Genomic DNA, 15,733 nt, shown 5'->3' on the forward strand with positions numbered 1-15,733 from the left:
GTTCCGTTCTTTTGTGGAGAATGTTCGGAGCAGCCGTGTCATCCCGCTCAGTCAGCGGGAGCCAGCCTGGCGGTAAAACCGCTTGTTTGGTCCCGGATCGCCGCGAGGTCATCGAACGATCCGATCCGCACAATTCCGCGGGAGTATCCGACGCTCTCGTAATAGAGGACGAGGGCCTGATCGGGCGCGTAGTAGCCGATCGTCAGTGGTTCTGCGCTGTCCCCGGCGGGCACGCCGTCGAGCGAAAGCGCCTCCGGCAGCTCTGCGATCTTTTCCTGGCCGCCGTAGTCCCTGAAGGAGAGCGTCAAGGGAAGCTGCTGGATCAGGGAGCGTGCAGTTGCGTTGCTGGACAAGGCACCTGTCACGGTCCCGCCGTCGATGTCGATGGTGATCGGAGTGGTTTCTGCTGCTGTTGCGGCGGACGATCCTTGCGACGGCGGGGACGACCCGGCCGCCGTCGAGGATGCTTCCTGCGGGGAGGTCGGCGGTGCAGGGCCGGAGTCCGTGCCCGGTGAAGGGGTGCTGCACCCGGCGAGGGGCAGAGCCAGCGCGATGATGGCTGCCAAGGTGGGTTTCTCTTGGCGCATGGGAGGTGGTTCCCCTTCCATCAGGAAAAGTTCTGTCCATTCCAGCCAAGCAGTTGCCAAGGCTGGGTGGGAGCCCCTGTTGTGAGGGGTACTGGGAGGGCCCCTACCGATACCGGTGGGCACGCCCGGCGTCGGCCGGTTCCCTCGTAGCTGGTGGGCGGCGCTCGTCAGCTCTCTGTCCGGGTCCGTCCAGGTTCAGCATGGACGGCATTCCCGTACTCGCTGGCCGCCCAGGAGGCGAGCAGCTGCATGCGCTCAGCCGACGGCGATCCGGGCTCTGCTGTGTAGATCGTGAGCGTCAGTCCCGGCTCGGCGGCCATCTCCAATCCCTCGAACGCCAGGGTCATCTCGCCCACGATGGCGTGGTTGAAGGTCTTGAACCCGGTGCCGTGATGACGGACGTTGTGCTCACCCCACAGCTTGCGGAACTCCTCGCTGCGGGTTCCCAGCTCACCGACGAGGTCATGGAGTTCTTTGTTGCGCGGATCCCGGCCAGCCTCCGTCCGCAGGATCGAAACAGTCACCTGCGCAAAGGCATCCCAATCCGGATAGAACCGGCGGGCCCGTTCATCCAGGAACGTGAACCGGGCGATGTTCGGTGGCTGGCCGGGCATGTCATAGCAGTCCTTGTAGAACGCTCGCATCAGGGGGTTGCCGGCCAACAGATCCATCCGGCCGTTGCGGACGAACGCGGGACCGGCTGTGACCGCATCAAGGGCCCACTGCAGGCTCTGGTGCGGCACATAGGACTTCGAGCTCCGCCGCCGCGGCGGCCGCGCGGCCGGGCCCGCAGCTTGCGCAAGGTCGAACAGGTGCGCCCGCTCGGCGTCGTCCAGGCGCAAAGCCCTGGCGATGCTCTCCAGCACCTGGCCAGAGGCGCCGCTGATGGCCCCGCGCTCCAGGCGCGTGTAGTACTCAACGCTCAAACCGGCAAGGATTGCTACTTCGCTTCGCCGTAAACCCTTGACGCGCCGGTTCGCCCCGGCAGGCAAGCCAGCCTGCTGGGGCGAAACCTGGGCACGCCGCGAAACGAGGAATTCGCGTACTTCAGCTCGGTTGTCCATGCTTTCCACGCTAGGCCAACCCCCGGGCAAGAGGGAGTCCCTTCCAGGGCCTCCCTCCCGACGGCCCCTGCCTTCCTAGAGCTGTGCACGGAAGAAGTCCGTGAGCTTGTCGAAGGGGATCAGGCCGGTGCGGTCGTAAAGGTCCACGTGGCCGGCTCCGGGAACCCAGAAGAGTTCCTTAGGGCCGGTTCCGAGCCGGTAGGCCTCTTCGCTGAACTCCCTCGAGTGCGCCTGGTCACCGGCGATGAACAGCAGCGGCCGCGGGGCAATCAGGTCCAGGTCGTTGAACGGGTGGAAGTTCATGAACTTGGTGTTGATGGCCAGGGCCGGGTGCGTGGTGGTGTTCGGGTGGTAGCCACGCGCGGTCCGGTAGAAGTCGTAGAACTCGCGGTCCACGGCAGTTGAGTCGGCCGTGAGCTCATCCGGTGTGCCGCCGGTGTACTCGATCGCGCCGCCGGCGAACTCGACGTCACGCTGGGCAGCAGCCTGCGCGATGAACGCCTTGCGCTGCTCCAGGGTTACCGATTTGTCCAGCCCGTCGCGGTTGGCGGCGCCCATGTCGTACATGCTCACCGTGGCGATCGCCTTAATCCGGGGATCGATCTTTGCCGCGCTGATCACGAAGCTGCCGCTGCCGCAGATCCCGATAGCCCCGACGCGCTCCTTGGCAACGAAGGCCTGCGCCCGCAGGTAGTCGACGGCGGCGCTGAAGTCCTCGGCATAGATGTCAGGCGAAACCGAGTTTCCGGGCTTGCCGGCGCTCTCTCCCCAGAACGAGAGGTCGAAGGAGAGCGTCACGTAGCCCTGCTCCGCCATCTTGGTGGCGTAGAGGTTGGCGCTCTGTTCCTTCACGGCGCCCATCGGGTGGCCTACCACCAGTGCCGGGTGGGTGGCCCCCCGGTCCAGGTTGTTGGGGACGAAGAGGTTGCCGACGACCTTCATCTCGTACTTGTTCTTGAACGAGATCTTCTTCACCGTGACCTGGTTGCTGGTGTAGAAGTTGTCCGCGCCGTTGGAGGTGTCGCCCGGTTCCAGGTCCTTCCGGGAGGCGGGGGCAGCGAAAGCCGGCCCGGCTCCTGCCAGCCCTGCCGCGCTGGAGAGCCCGATGGCCGCCGCGCCTGCACCTGTCAGCTTGATGATGTTGCGGCGTGACACGCCGGCCTGGATTCCTTGGGTCGTAGGGTCCTGTGCGTTGCAGTCCGTGCTCATCGTCTTCATCCTTGGGATTGTCGGTTACGTATGTGGTGGACCTCGTTGTCCTTTCGAGCACACCACGGCCGGAACGGCCAACGGGAGTCCCTGCTAAGGCTGGTCCTGCCAGAGCCCCCTTGGAATACGACGCGAAAGGGTTCCTGCGGCGAACCGGCCTCGGATAGTGGCGTCATGAAGTCCGCAGCGTCAGCCGGTAAATTTGGCTCGGTGATTTTCATTGACCGGGACGACCCCTCACGCGGCGACGTCCATCAGCTCCTCAGCGAACACCTGGCGGACATGTTCGCCACCTCCCCGGCCGAAAGCGTCCATGCCCTGGACCACTCCGCCCTGTCCGCGCCGTCCATCACTTTTTGGACGGCCCGTGAGGACGGCGGGCTGCTGGGGTGCGGCGCACTCAAACTTCTTGAAGCTAGTCCCGGATCACCGGTGCACGGCGAGATCAAGTCGATGCGCACTGCGGCAAGCGCCCGGGGACGCGGCGTGGCCACCCTGATGCTCCGCCATATCCTCGACGACGCCCGCGCCCGGAACCTTGAGCGCGTCTACCTTGAGACTGGCACCGAGGACTACTTCGCCCCCGCGCGCCGGCTGTACGCCCGCAACGGCTTCACGGAGTGCCCGCCGTTCGCCGGCTACGTCCTGGACCCCAACAGCGTCTTTATGGAGCTCCGTCTGTAGGACCTGCTCCAGCGGACACGGCGGAGACAGCGCGGGGTGCCAGGCTGCGCTGCTTCATGCAGCAAAGCGCGTCAGGCAGCGAGCCGCGTCAGCAGCACCTGTTCCAGGGGGCTGACAAAAACCGGCAGGCAGTCGGGCGGGATGAACGGAGGTTCCCGGTCCGGGTGCTCGGCTGGGTAGTACCGGCGGGACCGGCCCCAGCCCGTCGATCTCGGCCGGTTCGTCGGTAATGCCGAGGAAGGAGAGGACCGGAACGGTCACCAGGACATCAGCCTTGGGGGAAGGCACGTCTCCAACGTCCTGGTTCGCGCTGCCCAGCAGCAGCCCTGCCGCAATGTCGGCGCCCAACTGGCTGAGATTGCGGGGTTCCCGCGGGCCCTGCAGGCCGCGGGCCAGTGCCGTCGACTTGTTCCAGACGGCCAAGGCCGTGTCGCCGGGAAGATAGAGCGACAACCAGGCCATGCCGTCCCGGTCCGGACTGAACTCCACTCGGCGGTCCGCCACGCTCTTCGCATGGCGTTCCTCGAGCGACTCAGGGTGGTGGCGTTCACGCCAGGCCCGGAGCTTCCGCCGGAACCGGGCGGGCACCAGCTCTCCGGGCGCGGCGCCGCGGCCCGCGTCCGGGCCGAAGAAGTGGGCCTCCAGGGCGGAGACTGCTGCGGGAGTGAGGCCGGCTGTCTCATCCACCACGGTGCGTGCGTGCTGCCAGCCGATGGCGCCGGTTTGCAGCGCATCGAGTGCCGCCGGCAAGGACGTGGCCAGCGCGTGGGATTCTCCCAGCAGGGCGGCTGCGGCGCGTTCGCCGATGGTGAGCGCGCATGCGACTTGTGCCACCTAACCTCCCGCCGTCGTCCGCTGGCGTCAAGAGGCGCGCCTGCCCCCGGCCTGAAGCCCAACGTCACAAAACGCGGCCGCCTCCGGATCAGGCCAGGCAACGCCCTACCCTTAACCTGTGACTTTGACTAAAATGCGCACCGCCGCCGCGAGCTCCCTCGCCGCTGCCGGTCTCCTGTTGTCCCTCGCCGCCTGTTCCGCGCCGGCCACCACCCAGCCAACCACCTCCGCACCGTCGCCCTCGGCCGCGGCGTCATCCACCGCCGCCGACGCTCCCTGCGACGGCGTGAAGGTCATCGTCGACTCGGGCGCCCTGAAGCAGGAAGCCGCCGACACCTCAGTGTGCGTGCCCGTGGACGGGCCCACGGTCGCTGCCGAGATCCTCGAAGAGGCAGACGTGGAGACAGAGGGCACCACGCAGTACCCCAACGAACTGGTGTGCCGGGTCAACGGTGTGCCCGCCGCGGACTTCGACATCACGCACAAGGAGGGCACGTACCGCGAAGAATGCCAGGGCATGCCCGCCGCCTTCGCCTACTGGGCGCTCTGGGTCAAGCCGGCCGCCGGTGACTGGGCCTACGCCCAGGAGGGCCTCGCCACCCTGAAGGTGAGCCCGGGCGAGAGCCTGGAACTGCTCTTCACGGTCGACGGCGAACCGGCCGCCCCCGCGGCATGACCTTCCGGCCCGCGCCATTACGCGCCGCGGCGGCCCTCGCCGTCGTCTTCATCGTGGCGCGGGTCATCTACCGCATCCTTTTCAACGGGGCGGGCATCGGCGAGCCGGTCCTGCTCGACCTGCCGGCCATGCGCCTGCCTGCCCCGTACGCCCACGTGGTTTTCCTCGGCCCGGTCAGCGGACCCGGGCTGTGGGCGGCGGTCCTGTCCGCCCTGCCGATTGCCGCGATGTTCCTCGGTTTCGGCCTGCTCAACGCGTTTGTGGACGTGGCCCGCGGCTTCGTCCACCTGGCCCGCCGCGGCCCCATGCAGGGCATCGGGCGGATGCTGGTGGTGGCCTGGGCGGCGCTCCCCGCACTGTCCGACGCCGTCACCTCCGTCCGCCTGGCGTTCCGGCTGCGGGGCGAACGCTTCGGCCCACGCGCCCTGGTGCCCGTCCTCGAGCGCACCCTTGAGCACGCAGGCAGGGTTGCCGCGGCCCTGGAGCTGCGCGGCTTCGGGAGCCGGGCAGGGCACCGTCCCGGGAACGACGACGGCGGCCCGCTTCAGGTGCGCGACGCCCAGTTCCGCATCGGCGACGCGCAGGTCGAAGTCCCGGACTTCGCGCCGCGGCCCGGGTCCATCACGGTGATCACCGGGCCCACCGGCTCCGGCAAGTCCACCATCCTGCGCGGCATCGCCGGGCTCCTCTCCCACGTGGACGGCGGAGACATCTCCGGCACCGTGCGCGTTTCCGGATTGGACCGCGCCGCCACGCCGCCGCGCGATACCGCCCAAGCCGTCGGCGTCGTCCTGCAGAATCCCCGCGCCGCCTTCGCCACCACCAAGGTCCGGGACGAAATCTCCCTGGCCCTTGAGCTGCGCGGCGTGGCGTCCGGGGCTGCCAAGGCCCGGGTGCTGGAGGTGGCGGAGCGCATCGGCGTGGCGGCACTCCTGGACCGGAACGTCAGCACCCTGTCCGCGGGCGAGGCAACACTCGTGGCCATCGCCGCCGCTATGGTGGAAAATCCGGCCCTGCTCCTGGTGGACGAGCCCCTGGCCGACCTCGACACCACAACCCGCAGGCACGTCATCGCCGTGCTCAACACCCTGGCCCGAGACGCCGGCGTCTTTGTCATGGTGGCGGAGCACCGGGCGTCAGCGCTCGTCCCGGTTGCCGACTCCTGGTGGACCGTCGAGGGCGGCACATTGATCCCAACCGCAGGGGTCCCGGCGTCGTCCACCTCGGCATCGGTCGAAGGCCGCCAGCTCCCTTCTCAGCCAGCCGACCCCGCCCCGGTGCTGACGGCGACTAACCTCGCCGTCCACCGCAAGGGCAACACCCTGGTGCGCGACGCGTCCCTGACCCTGCACCGCGGTGAAGTGGTGGCGCTGGTGGGCCCGAACGGTGCCGGAAAGTCATCCCTCCTGGTGGCGCTGGCCCTGCGTGAGGGCAGCGGCGGTCTACGGGCTGGTGGCGAAAGCGGAGGCGTGGTGGCAACGCTCGACGGCGGCCGGGTCGCCCTGGTGCCGGACGCCTCGGACGACCTCTTCACCAGGGATACGGTGGCGGGCGAGCTGCGCGCGGCCGAGCGTCGCCTTGCGCGCCGAAAGAACGGCGGACAGCCCGCGCCCGGCTTTGCGGCGTCGCGCCTGGCCCGGCTGCGGGGCAGCGCCACGGTCCCCATTGGCCATGAGCACCCCCGGGACCTCTCTGCCGGCGAGCGCCGGATCCTTGCCATCGCGCTGCAGACCATGGACGATCCCCAGGTCCTCCTGATCGATGAGCCCACCCGCGGACTCGACCCTGCGGCGCGCACAGCCGTCGCGGCGGCTTTGACAGCCGCGGCGGACTCCGGCGCGGCGGTCCTGGTCGCCACCCACGACCACGACTTCGCCCAGAGCCTCGGCGCCCGTATCCTGCCGATGCGTGACGGCGTCGCGCCCTCCTCCGAAGCGGCACCGGCCGAAGAACCCGAGCCGCTCCTCGCGCTCCCCCGGCACGCAGCAACCGGACCGGAACCGAAGACCATCGAACCAGGATCCCCCGCAGCGGAACGAAAGCGCCGCCTCCGCATGCCGCGCGGCGTCGAGCTCGCCGTCCTCGCAGCAGCGAACCTCCTGGCCCTTGCTGCCTTCTGCTGGCCGCTGCTCGCCGCGGCGCTTCCCCAGGACGCAGCCGCCGCCCTCCCCTACGCGGCGCTGGCCATCGCGCCGCTCGCCGTCGTCGCCATCATTGTGTCCCTGGACGGCTCGGTCCGCTCGGCGCACACCGTGGCGCTCCTCGGCGTCCTGGCAGCGGTGGGATCGGCGGTGCGGGTGGCAAGCACCGGCGTCGGGGGCGTGGAGGCTGTGTTTATCCTGCTGATCCTGGCCGGCCGGGCGTTCGGTGCCCGGTTCGGCATGCTGCTCGGCGCCGCCACCATCGCCCTTTCAAGTGCCCTGTGGGGCGGGATCGGGCCGTGGACCCCGTTCCAGATCTTCGCCTGCGCGTGGGTGGGCGCGGGCGCCGGACTGCTCCCCCGCCGGGTCCGCGGCAAGGCGGAACTGTGGATGCTGTGCGGCTACGGCATTGTGGCGTCCTACCTGTTCGGCCTGCTGACCAACCTGTGGTTCTGGCCGTTCGCCGTGGGCGCCGGAACCGGCATCTCCTATGTGCCCGGCGCACCGCTGGGCACCAACCTGAGCAGCTTCCTGCTGTACTCGCTGGTGACGTCGACGGCGGGCTGGGACACCCTGCGCGCCGTCACCACCATCATCGGCATCGCCGCGGTGGGACGGGCCATCCTCGCCGCGCTCCGGCGGGTGAAGCCGGTCTCCAGCGCGGGCGGAGGCGCCGGCGGGCACGCCCCGCAGGCGTCATCCGACCAGGCCGGGGACCGGCTGCACCTTAGGGTCTGAGCAAACCGCTGGGACCCACACTCGCGCTGCGGGAAACTCAGGGCGCTGCTCGCGGACCTCAAGGTCGGGGCGGTTTCTCCTGCCCAGGAAAGCCATCCTATGCACCCGTCGAGCTGCGAAACTCAGGGGTCGTTACGACGCCTTCCCCGGGCCGCGTCACTTCCTCCAGCAGCTCCAGCACGTGCCGGTACTCAGCACCGGTTGCCCTGGTCATCCCCAGCTCACAGGTGCGGTTGCAGGACGCATGGGCTGACGCGCCCAGCTCCGCGACCTCCTCCCCCTGCTTCCGGGTGGCGGACTCGGTGAGCTCGGGGTGAAGCATGCCGCGGTCCCCCGCGAAGGCACAGCAGCCCCAGTTCACAGGGACATCCACCTTCTCGGCCACAGCACCGGCCACAGCATCCAGGGAACTGTTGATCCCCAGACGCGTGGACGAGCAGGTGGGGTGCAGTGCCAGCGAATCCAGCTTCTTGTGGTCGGGGAGCATGGGCAGGATGCGTTCGGCCGCGAAGTCCACCGCATCCACAATCCGCAGCGGACGCTGCCCCACCAGGGGAACATCCGATTCCACGGCCTGGCGAAGGCCTTCCGTGCAGGACGACGCGTCGCAGATGATGGCCAGTTCGCCGTCCCGGGTGGCTTCCCGCAGCGCGGCCAGGGTCCTCTCCTGCATGGTCGCCTGGCCGGCCACCATGCCCTTGGATGACCAGGGGGTGCCGCAGCACAGGCCATCGATGCCCTGCGGCACCAGCAGGGTGATCCCCGCCCGTTCGCACAGCTGCTCGAAGCTGTACTGGACTCCCGGACCGGGCGTGCCGGACTGATCCGCACCGGCCGGCCCGAACATGGTCCCCACGCACGCGGGGAAGTAGACGGCGTCCGGTGCCCGGTCCGGCGTCGGACGTTTCCGCGCGGAACCGCCGCCCGGCAGCTCGGCCGAGTACAGCGGGACGGTGTCGGTGCCCAGGACCGCCCTGGCTGCCTTGTTTGGCGGGACCAGCGCGGCTGCCGGCAGCTTGTTGACCACGGTGAGCGCGAGCGAAGCGCCGCGGGTCACCCCTTCCCAGTGCTTGGCAGCCGCGTTCCAGGCGCCGTTGGCCACGGACCCGGCGTCGGAACGCCTGATCCGCTTGACCAGGAGCCCCGTGTTGATGTCCACCGGACAGGCCGTCTGGCACATGCCGTCCACCGCGCAGGTCTGCACGGACTCGTAGTCGTAGTCCTTCTCCAGCTGTTCCACGAGTGCCGTGTCCCCGGCCAGGCGCCCGGCCTCGATGGCACGCAGGGTGACGATGCGCTGCCGCGGCGTAAGGGTGAGGTCCTTGCTGGGGCACACCGGCTCGCAGTAGCCGCAGGAGACACAGCGGTCCACCTCTTCGGCCACGGGTGGCGCCGTTTTGATGTGCCGGAGGTGCGCCTCGGGATCGTCGTCCAGGATGACGCCGGGGTTGAGGATCCCGCGCGGATCGAACAGCTCCTTGATCCTGAGCATCACGCCGTACAGCTCATCCCCGTACTGCCGCCGCACATAGGGCGCCATCACCCGTCCGGTGCCGTGCTCGGCTTTGAGTGAGCCGCCCTCCCCCAGCACCAGGTCCACCATGTCCTCGGTGAACGAGCTGTACCTGTCCAGCTCCTCCGCGGTGCTGAACCCGTCCGTGAGCATGAAGTGGACGTTCCCGTCTTTGGCGTGGCCGAAGATCACGCTGTTGCTGTAGCTGTACTTGTCGAACAGCCCGATGAGTTCCTGGCAGGTGCGGCCGAGCACGGGAACCGGGACCACGATGTCCTCCAGCAGAGCGGTGGTCCCCTGCGGCCGGGCTCCCGCCACCGAGGCGTACAGGCCCTTGCGCAGGTGCCAGAGCCCCGCACGTGCTTTGGCGTCACCCGTGAAGTGGGCTTCGGCGGAGAGGCTCAGCTCCTTGAGGATGCTTTCACCGCCCTGCTGCAGTTCCGCGAGCTGGTCCTGCCCTTCGGCCGAGTATTCCACCAGCAGCGCAGCGTGGTCCCGCACCACCAGGTCACGCACGACGGCGGGAGTCCCCTTCAGCGTCTGGCCCACCTTGAGGGACAGCGCGTCCATGAGCTCCACCGTGGCTGCGCCGGTTTCCACCAGCGCGGGCAAGGCGGCGTTCGCCGCCCGCAGGTCCGGGAAGACGAGCAGTCCGGTGGCGGCGTGCTGCAGCCGCGGGATGGTGCGGAAGACGGCCTCGGCCACGAAGCCCAGGGTTCCCTCGCTGCCGACGATCAGGTGGGCCATGATGTCCACCGGGCTGCTGAAGTCCAGCAGCGTGTTGAGGCCGTAGCCCATGGTGTTCTTCATGGCGAACTGCTGCCGGATCCTGCGCACGGACTCACTGTTTCCGCGCACCCGCTCCGCCAGCTGGGCCAAACCGTGGTAAAGCTCCGGCTCCAGCGCGCGCAGCTTGGTGTCCGCGTCCGGGGCGCCGGTGTCAATGACTGTCCCGGACGGGAGCACTACGGTGAGGGACTCGAGCGTACGGTAGGCGTTGTCCACGGTGCCGCAGTTCATGCCGGACGAGTTGTTCGCCACCACACCACCGATGGTGCACGCGGCCTCGCTGGCCGGATCGGGCCCGAACTTCCGGCCGTAGGGTGCCAGCCGGGCATTCAGCGCCCGCACCGTGACGCCGGGCTGCACCCGGACGCGCGCACCGCCGTCGAGCACTTCAACGTCCCGGAAATTGCGCCGCACGTCCACCAGCACGCCGTCGGTGACGGCCTGTCCGCTGAGGCTGGTTCCACCGGAGCGGAACGTGAGCGGGACGCCCTGGGCGGCACTCGCGCGGAGCAGCCCGCCCACGTCGGCTGCGCTTCCGGCGGTGACCACGGCCTGCGGGATCAGCAGGAAGTGGGAGGCGTCGTGGGCGTTTGCGTGCAGGTCGATGGCCCGGGTTTTGACGTGGGCGGGATCGGCGACGGCGGAGCGGAGGGCTGCGAGGTCCAGCGATGCCATATCAGGGAACCATCCAGCCGAGGACGGGGGTTGACTGCAGGAAGATCAGCACGGTGATGAGCGCCAGGAGGCCTAGGCTCCAGCCGATGAGCTTGCGGAACAGGGTTCCCTCGGCACCGTCAAGGCCCACCGCAGCCGAGGCCACGGCCAGGTTCTGCAGGGACAACATCTTGCCCATCACGCCGGCGGAGGAGTTGGACGCAGCCATCAGCACGGGTGAAAGTCCGGTCTGCTCCGCTGCGGTGGCCTGCATCTGCCCGAACAACGAGTTGGAGGAGGTGTCCGAGCCGGTGAGTGCCACGCCGATCCAGCCGATCAGCGGCGAGAGCAGGGCGAAGAAGCCGCCGGCGGAGGCCAGGGCGAAGCCCAAAGTGGTGGTCTGGCCGGACAGGTTCATCACGAAAGAGAGGCCCAGCACGGCGGTGACGGTGACGATGGTCCAGCGCAGCTGCACCACGGTGTCGCGGTAGATGCGCAGGCCCTGGGATGTACTGATTTTGTAGAGCAGCATGGTAAGCAGGCCGGAGAACAGCAGCAGGGTGCCGGTGGCCTTGAGGTGGTCCAGCTTGAACTTGGTGGCCGCCACCGGCTTGCCGGCCGAGTCCGTGATGTCCAGGCCGGGCCAGGCGAACGTGACGCTGCCAACCTGGGTCAGCCAGGCCTTGACGGCAGGGATCTGGGCCACGGAAAACACCGCAATGATGATCAGGTAGGGCGCGATCGCCATCCAGATCTGGCGCGGCCCGGGCCGCGAGTTGTCCGTGGGGATGGCGGGGTCTGCAGGCAGGGCGCTGCCGCCGCTGCCGCGTGCCGCCGTCGTACCTTCCTGGGCTGCGGAGCCGCCCGTTCCGCCGGCGCTGACGACGGCGGGGACCGCAGCAGCCTCCACGGCGCCGCCCATGCCCACGGTTTCCTTCGGCTGCCAGACCTTCAGCATGAGCAGGACCGCGGCCACGGTGACGACGGCGGCGACGACGTCCGTGAGTTCCACGGCGAAGTAGTTGGAGGTGACGAACTGGGCCAGGCCGAAGGCGGCGCCTGCCACCAGTGCCACGGGCCAGGTCTGCTTGACGCCGCGGCGGCCGTCCACGATGAACACCAGCAGCAGCGGGACGATCAGGGCGATGAACGGCGTCTGGCGTCCGGCCATGGCGGACAGCTCATTCAGGGTCAGGCCGGTGACGCCGTTGAGGGCAATGATGGGTGCGGCCATGGCGCCGAATGCCACGGGAGCGGTGTTGGCCAGCAGCGAGACAATTGCGGACTTCAGGGGTTTCATGCCGGCGGCCATCAGCATGGCGGCGGAAATTGCCACGGGTGCGCCGAAGCCGGCCAGCGACTCAAGCAGCGCACCGAAGCAGAAGGCGATGAGGATGGCCAGGATCCGGAGGTCGTTGGAGATGGAACGGATGGTGCGCCCCAGAACCTCGAACCACGGCGTGGCCACGGTGAGCCGGTAGATCCAGAGCGCGTTCACCAGGATCCACAGGATGGGGAACAGCCCGTAGAAGATGCCGGCCGCCGTGGCGCTCAGGGCCTGGTTGACCGGCATCTGCCAGCCGACGACGGCCAGCACCAGTGACAGGGCCAGGCCGGCCAGGGCGGCGAAAGGTGCTTTGACCTTGAAGACGCCAAGGAGGACGAAAAGCAGGACGAGGGGAAGTGCCGCGCAAAGGGCTGAAATCACGAGGGACCCGGCGAGGGGGTCGAGGATCTGCTGAAACATGTGTCTCCAGATTGTGTTAGGCGTCACAACACCGTGGCGCCCTTCGATTGTCTAACAAGTACACATGTTGGTCAAGTATCGATGTTGTTCTGTCTGGCAAGATGAAGTACGTCGGAAAGAACCATGGGAGGGAACGCACGTGCCCGGTCGCATTGCAGCAGTCTCCATCGTGGAGGCGATCGCCGCAGATCTGCGGAGCCGCGTCTTCTCCGGTGAGCTCGGTTCCGGGGAGGCGCTCACCGAGACGGACGTCGCTTCCACCTACGAGGTGGCCCGCCCCACCGCCAAAGCCTCCATTGAAAAGCTCGTGGCCGAAGGGCTGCTGGACAGGGGAACGCACAAGACGGCACGCGTGGTGGATCTGGGACCGGAGTCGGTCCGGGACATCTACCTGGCCAGGGCCTACCTGGAAAGCGAAGTGCTCCGCCGGCTTGCCTCCGGCCGGACCGTTCCGGCCGGAGCCGTGCAGGCGAACAAGGACATTGCCGCAGTGAAGAGCGGAGCGCCGCTGGACGTGGTGGAACCGGACATGAGGTTCCACACCAGCCTGATCGATGCTGTGGGCAATACGCGCATCAGCAAGATGTACCGGTCGCTCGTTGGGGAAGTCCGCCTGTGCATGTCCCGTGTACAGTCGCTGCACCTCCTCGACACCGCCCTGATCCAGGCGGAGCACCAGAGGCTGCTGGAACTGATTGAGGAAGGCCGGGGCGACGAGGCCGCCGGCCTGCTCGACGTCCATTTGGGGCGCGCCCGTGAACGGCTGGTCGCTGCAATGGGTGGCGAGGCCGGACCTGAAGCCCAGTTGCCGTCCGACCTGGTAGCCGAGTAACGAGCCTGGCTGTATGCCAGGTACTCATGCGCCGGATGAGTCGGGGAGCCGCGTAAGCCGTGCCGCGTGCAAGGGGCTGAACGGACGTCGCCCTGGAAGTCATAGTGGGAGGATCGCTAGGATTCGCTATTTCCCGTCGATAGTCTGGGACAGGACGCCACGCGACGGAGGGTCAGTGAGAACGTGATCGAAGCAGTTGCTGCCGTCATCGGCCGGAACAACGTCACCATATCCGGCCGGGATGATGGGCCTGTCATGATGTTTGCCCACGGTTTCGGCTGCGACCAGGCTATGTGGCGGAAGCTGCTGCCCTATTTCGCTGACGATTACCGGCTGGTGCTCTTTGATCATGTTGGCGCAGGACACTCCGACATCAGCGCCTATGACTGGGAGAAGTACGGGTCCCTGAACGGGTACGCGTCGGACCTGCTGGAGATTTGCGCCGCCCTTGAACTTGAGGACGTCATCCTGGTGGGCCACAGTGTCAGCACCATGATCGCCGTGATCGCCGCCGTGCAGGACCCCAGCCGCTTCTCCCACCTGGTCCTGCTTGCTCCTTCGCCCCGTCATACGGATGACCCGTACGACGGCTACGTGGGCGGCTTTTCGCGGGAAGACATCGAGGGCCTGCTGGCATCTCTGGACAGCGACTACTTCGCCTGGGCCGCGGCCTTGGCCCCCGTGGTGATGGGCAACCCGCAGGAGCCCGAATTAGCGGAGGACTTGCGCGTTAGCTTCTGCCGGACAAATCCGACCATCGCACGGCACTTCGCGGGGGTAACTTTCTTCTCCGACACCCGCCCTGAACTGAAAAAGGTACGCACCAGCTGCCTGATACTGCAGTGCTCCAACGATCGGCTTGCCCCGCCGGAAGTGGGTGCCTACCTGCACAAGAATCTGGAACACAGCACCCTGGTGCAGCTCCAGGCCACCGGGCACTGCCCCCACGTCAGTGCCCCGGAGGAAACAGCCCGGGCGATTCTGCACTACCTCGACCCCCGCTCCTGACAGGTGACCTGCAGATCCGGGTTCAGGCGAGTTTGCGTACCTGGTAGGTGTGGCCGGCCGCGCGGAGCCGCTCTATGAGCACGTTGCCGAGTGCCGTGGCCGGTGTCAGCGACCCTTTCGCGGGCGGCAGCCGGTCACCGTCGAGGGCAAGAGCGAGTGCTGTCTCCCCTGCCATCACGGCGGTGGCGGCATAGCCGGGATCACCGGGGCCAGCAGCAATCGCCTGGTAACGCTGGCCGTCCTCGGTGCGGGCGGTCACCTGGGAGTGGAACCAGCCCGCGGGCTGCATGCTGGTGCTCGGACCCGTGCCCGGTACCGGAAGAAAGCGGTCGAGCACCTTCCGGGTTGGTGGAAATGCCATCGCGCCCGTGAATGCCCGGAGCCCGAGTGCCATTGCCCTTGCGATGACCGCTCCTGCCGGTCCGGGGGCCACCTCCATCACCTCGCCGTACTGAAGAGAGCGGCCATAGGCCCAGCCCTGCAATGCGTTGCTGCGGCGCACTATCCGGGTGTTGAACGGGGCCATGATGAAAGGCGCGGTCCAGGTGCCGTCAGCGGAACGGCGCACAGGCCCGGCGTCAGGAGGCTGTGGTGTCGTCGGCTCCCGTGTGCGGTCGGGGCTCAGGGCGAAGGGGTCAGCGACTAATGACTGCAGGGCGGTGCTCGATCGCATCGCATCGAGCTGCCCGCGCATCGATTCCAGCGTGCCTCCGCTGATGCCGGCCTTGGCCCTCGCAACGAGTTGCACTTCGGCCAGACCGCCAGCGCCATCGGCTACTGCCGCCTGATGCAGCAGCAGTACGGCGAGGTCAGACGGCACGGAGTCGTAGCCGCAGGAGTGCACGATCCGTGCCCCGGTCGTCCTGGCCAGGGCGTCGTAGCGATCGATCGCCTCCCGGATGAAGGACACCTCACCGGCGAGGTCGGCGTAGTGGGTACCGGCCCGGGCGCAGGCCTCGACGACAGGCAGTCCGTGTTTCGCGTAGGGACCGACGGCGGTGCAGAGCACGCGGGTGTTCGCAGCCAGGGCGGCGATTGAGTCCGCTTCCCCCGAGTCGGCTTCGATGAGGGCCCACCCGTGCGCCGCGGCCGGCAACTCGGACCGAAGCGCCTCGAGCCTGGACGTGGACCGGCCAGCGAGCCCGACCCGCATCCCGGCCGGTGCATGCTCGGCGAGGTAGGCGGCGATCAGCCTGCCAACGAAACCCGTCGCTCCATAAAGAACGAGGTCATGTTCCCGAGATGAGGTGTCCATAA

At 68.0% G+C, this 15,733-nt stretch carries 12 protein-coding genes; 5 read left to right on the forward strand and 7 right to left on the reverse strand.

What is annotated here, in order from left to right; all coding sequences use genetic code 11:
* Positions 1-47: 47 nt before the first annotated feature.
* From HTS88_RS01870 to HTS88_RS01880, 3 genes are all read right to left on the reverse strand, one after another.
* Positions 48-587, reverse strand: coding sequence for a cyclophilin-like fold protein (locus HTS88_RS01870; RefSeq protein ID WP_174174923.1), 540 nt, complete (start codon positions 585-587; stop codon positions 48-50).
* A 167-nt stretch (positions 588-754) separates the two neighbouring features.
* On the reverse strand, positions 755-1,651 hold the full coding sequence (locus HTS88_RS01875) for a helix-turn-helix transcriptional regulator (protein WP_174174924.1): 897 nt from the start codon (positions 1,649-1,651) through the stop codon (positions 755-757).
* A gap of 75 nt (positions 1,652-1,726) precedes the next feature.
* Complete coding sequence (locus HTS88_RS01880) at positions 1,727-2,860, reverse strand: alpha/beta hydrolase (protein WP_174174926.1); 1,134 nt, start codon at positions 2,858-2,860, stop codon at positions 1,727-1,729.
* 210 nt (positions 2,861-3,070) lie between these two features.
* Here HTS88_RS01880 and HTS88_RS01885 point away from each other — a divergent pair, with 210 nt between their 5' ends.
* Positions 3,071-3,544, forward strand: a complete 474-nt coding sequence (locus tag HTS88_RS01885) for a GNAT family N-acetyltransferase (RefSeq protein ID WP_174175276.1) — start codon at positions 3,071-3,073, stop codon at positions 3,542-3,544.
* A 54-nt stretch (positions 3,545-3,598) separates the two neighbouring features.
* On the opposite strand, the gene HTS88_RS01890 is transcribed toward HTS88_RS01885, so the two are convergent.
* Positions 3,599-4,378: a DUF222 domain-containing protein gene (locus HTS88_RS01890; RefSeq protein ID WP_174174928.1), complete on the reverse strand. Its 780-nt coding sequence runs from the start codon at positions 4,376-4,378 to the stop codon at positions 3,599-3,601.
* A gap of 118 nt (positions 4,379-4,496) precedes the next feature.
* Between HTS88_RS01890 and HTS88_RS01895 the strand changes: the two genes are divergently transcribed.
* Complete coding sequence (locus HTS88_RS01895) at positions 4,497-5,054, forward strand: hypothetical protein (protein WP_343044862.1); 558 nt, start codon at positions 4,497-4,499, stop codon at positions 5,052-5,054.
* The gene (locus HTS88_RS01900; protein WP_174174930.1) at positions 5,051-7,933 is read left to right on the forward strand and encodes an ATP-binding cassette domain-containing protein; all 2,883 of its coding nucleotides are present in this window, start codon (positions 5,051-5,053) and stop codon (positions 7,931-7,933) included. The genes HTS88_RS01895 and HTS88_RS01900 overlap by 4 nt, the downstream gene beginning before the upstream one ends.
* 97 nt (positions 7,934-8,030) lie before the next feature.
* On the opposite strand, the gene HTS88_RS01905 is transcribed toward HTS88_RS01900, so the two are convergent.
* Positions 8,031-10,910 (reverse strand): FAD-binding and (Fe-S)-binding domain-containing protein, encoded by a 2,880-nt coding sequence (locus HTS88_RS01905; RefSeq protein ID WP_174174932.1) that lies wholly within the window; start codon positions 10,908-10,910, stop codon positions 8,031-8,033.
* Between the two features lies 1 nt (position 10,911).
* The gene (locus HTS88_RS01910; RefSeq protein WP_174174934.1) at positions 10,912-12,636 is read right to left on the reverse strand and encodes an L-lactate permease; all 1,725 of its coding nucleotides are present in this window, start codon (positions 12,634-12,636) and stop codon (positions 10,912-10,914) included.
* 139 nt (positions 12,637-12,775) lie between these two features.
* Between HTS88_RS01910 and HTS88_RS01915 the strand changes: the two genes are divergently transcribed.
* Both HTS88_RS01915 and HTS88_RS01920 read left to right on the forward strand, forming a co-directional pair.
* Positions 12,776-13,468, forward strand: a complete 693-nt coding sequence (locus tag HTS88_RS01915) for a GntR family transcriptional regulator (RefSeq protein WP_120692522.1) — start codon at positions 12,776-12,778, stop codon at positions 13,466-13,468.
* A gap of 183 nt (positions 13,469-13,651) precedes the next feature.
* The gene (locus HTS88_RS01920) at positions 13,652-14,476 is read left to right on the forward strand and encodes an alpha/beta fold hydrolase (RefSeq protein WP_174174936.1); all 825 of its coding nucleotides are present in this window, start codon (positions 13,652-13,654) and stop codon (positions 14,474-14,476) included.
* Between the two features lie 22 nt (positions 14,477-14,498).
* On the opposite strand, the gene HTS88_RS01925 is transcribed toward HTS88_RS01920, so the two are convergent.
* The gene (locus HTS88_RS01925) at positions 14,499-15,731 is read right to left on the reverse strand and encodes a saccharopine dehydrogenase family protein (RefSeq protein WP_174174937.1); all 1,233 of its coding nucleotides are present in this window, start codon (positions 15,729-15,731) and stop codon (positions 14,499-14,501) included.
* Positions 15,732-15,733: the final 2 nt, after the last annotated feature.

The organism is Pseudarthrobacter oxydans (assembly GCF_013314975.1).
In the GTDB taxonomy this organism is placed as follows: domain Bacteria; phylum Actinomycetota; class Actinomycetes; order Actinomycetales; family Micrococcaceae; genus Arthrobacter; species Arthrobacter oxydans.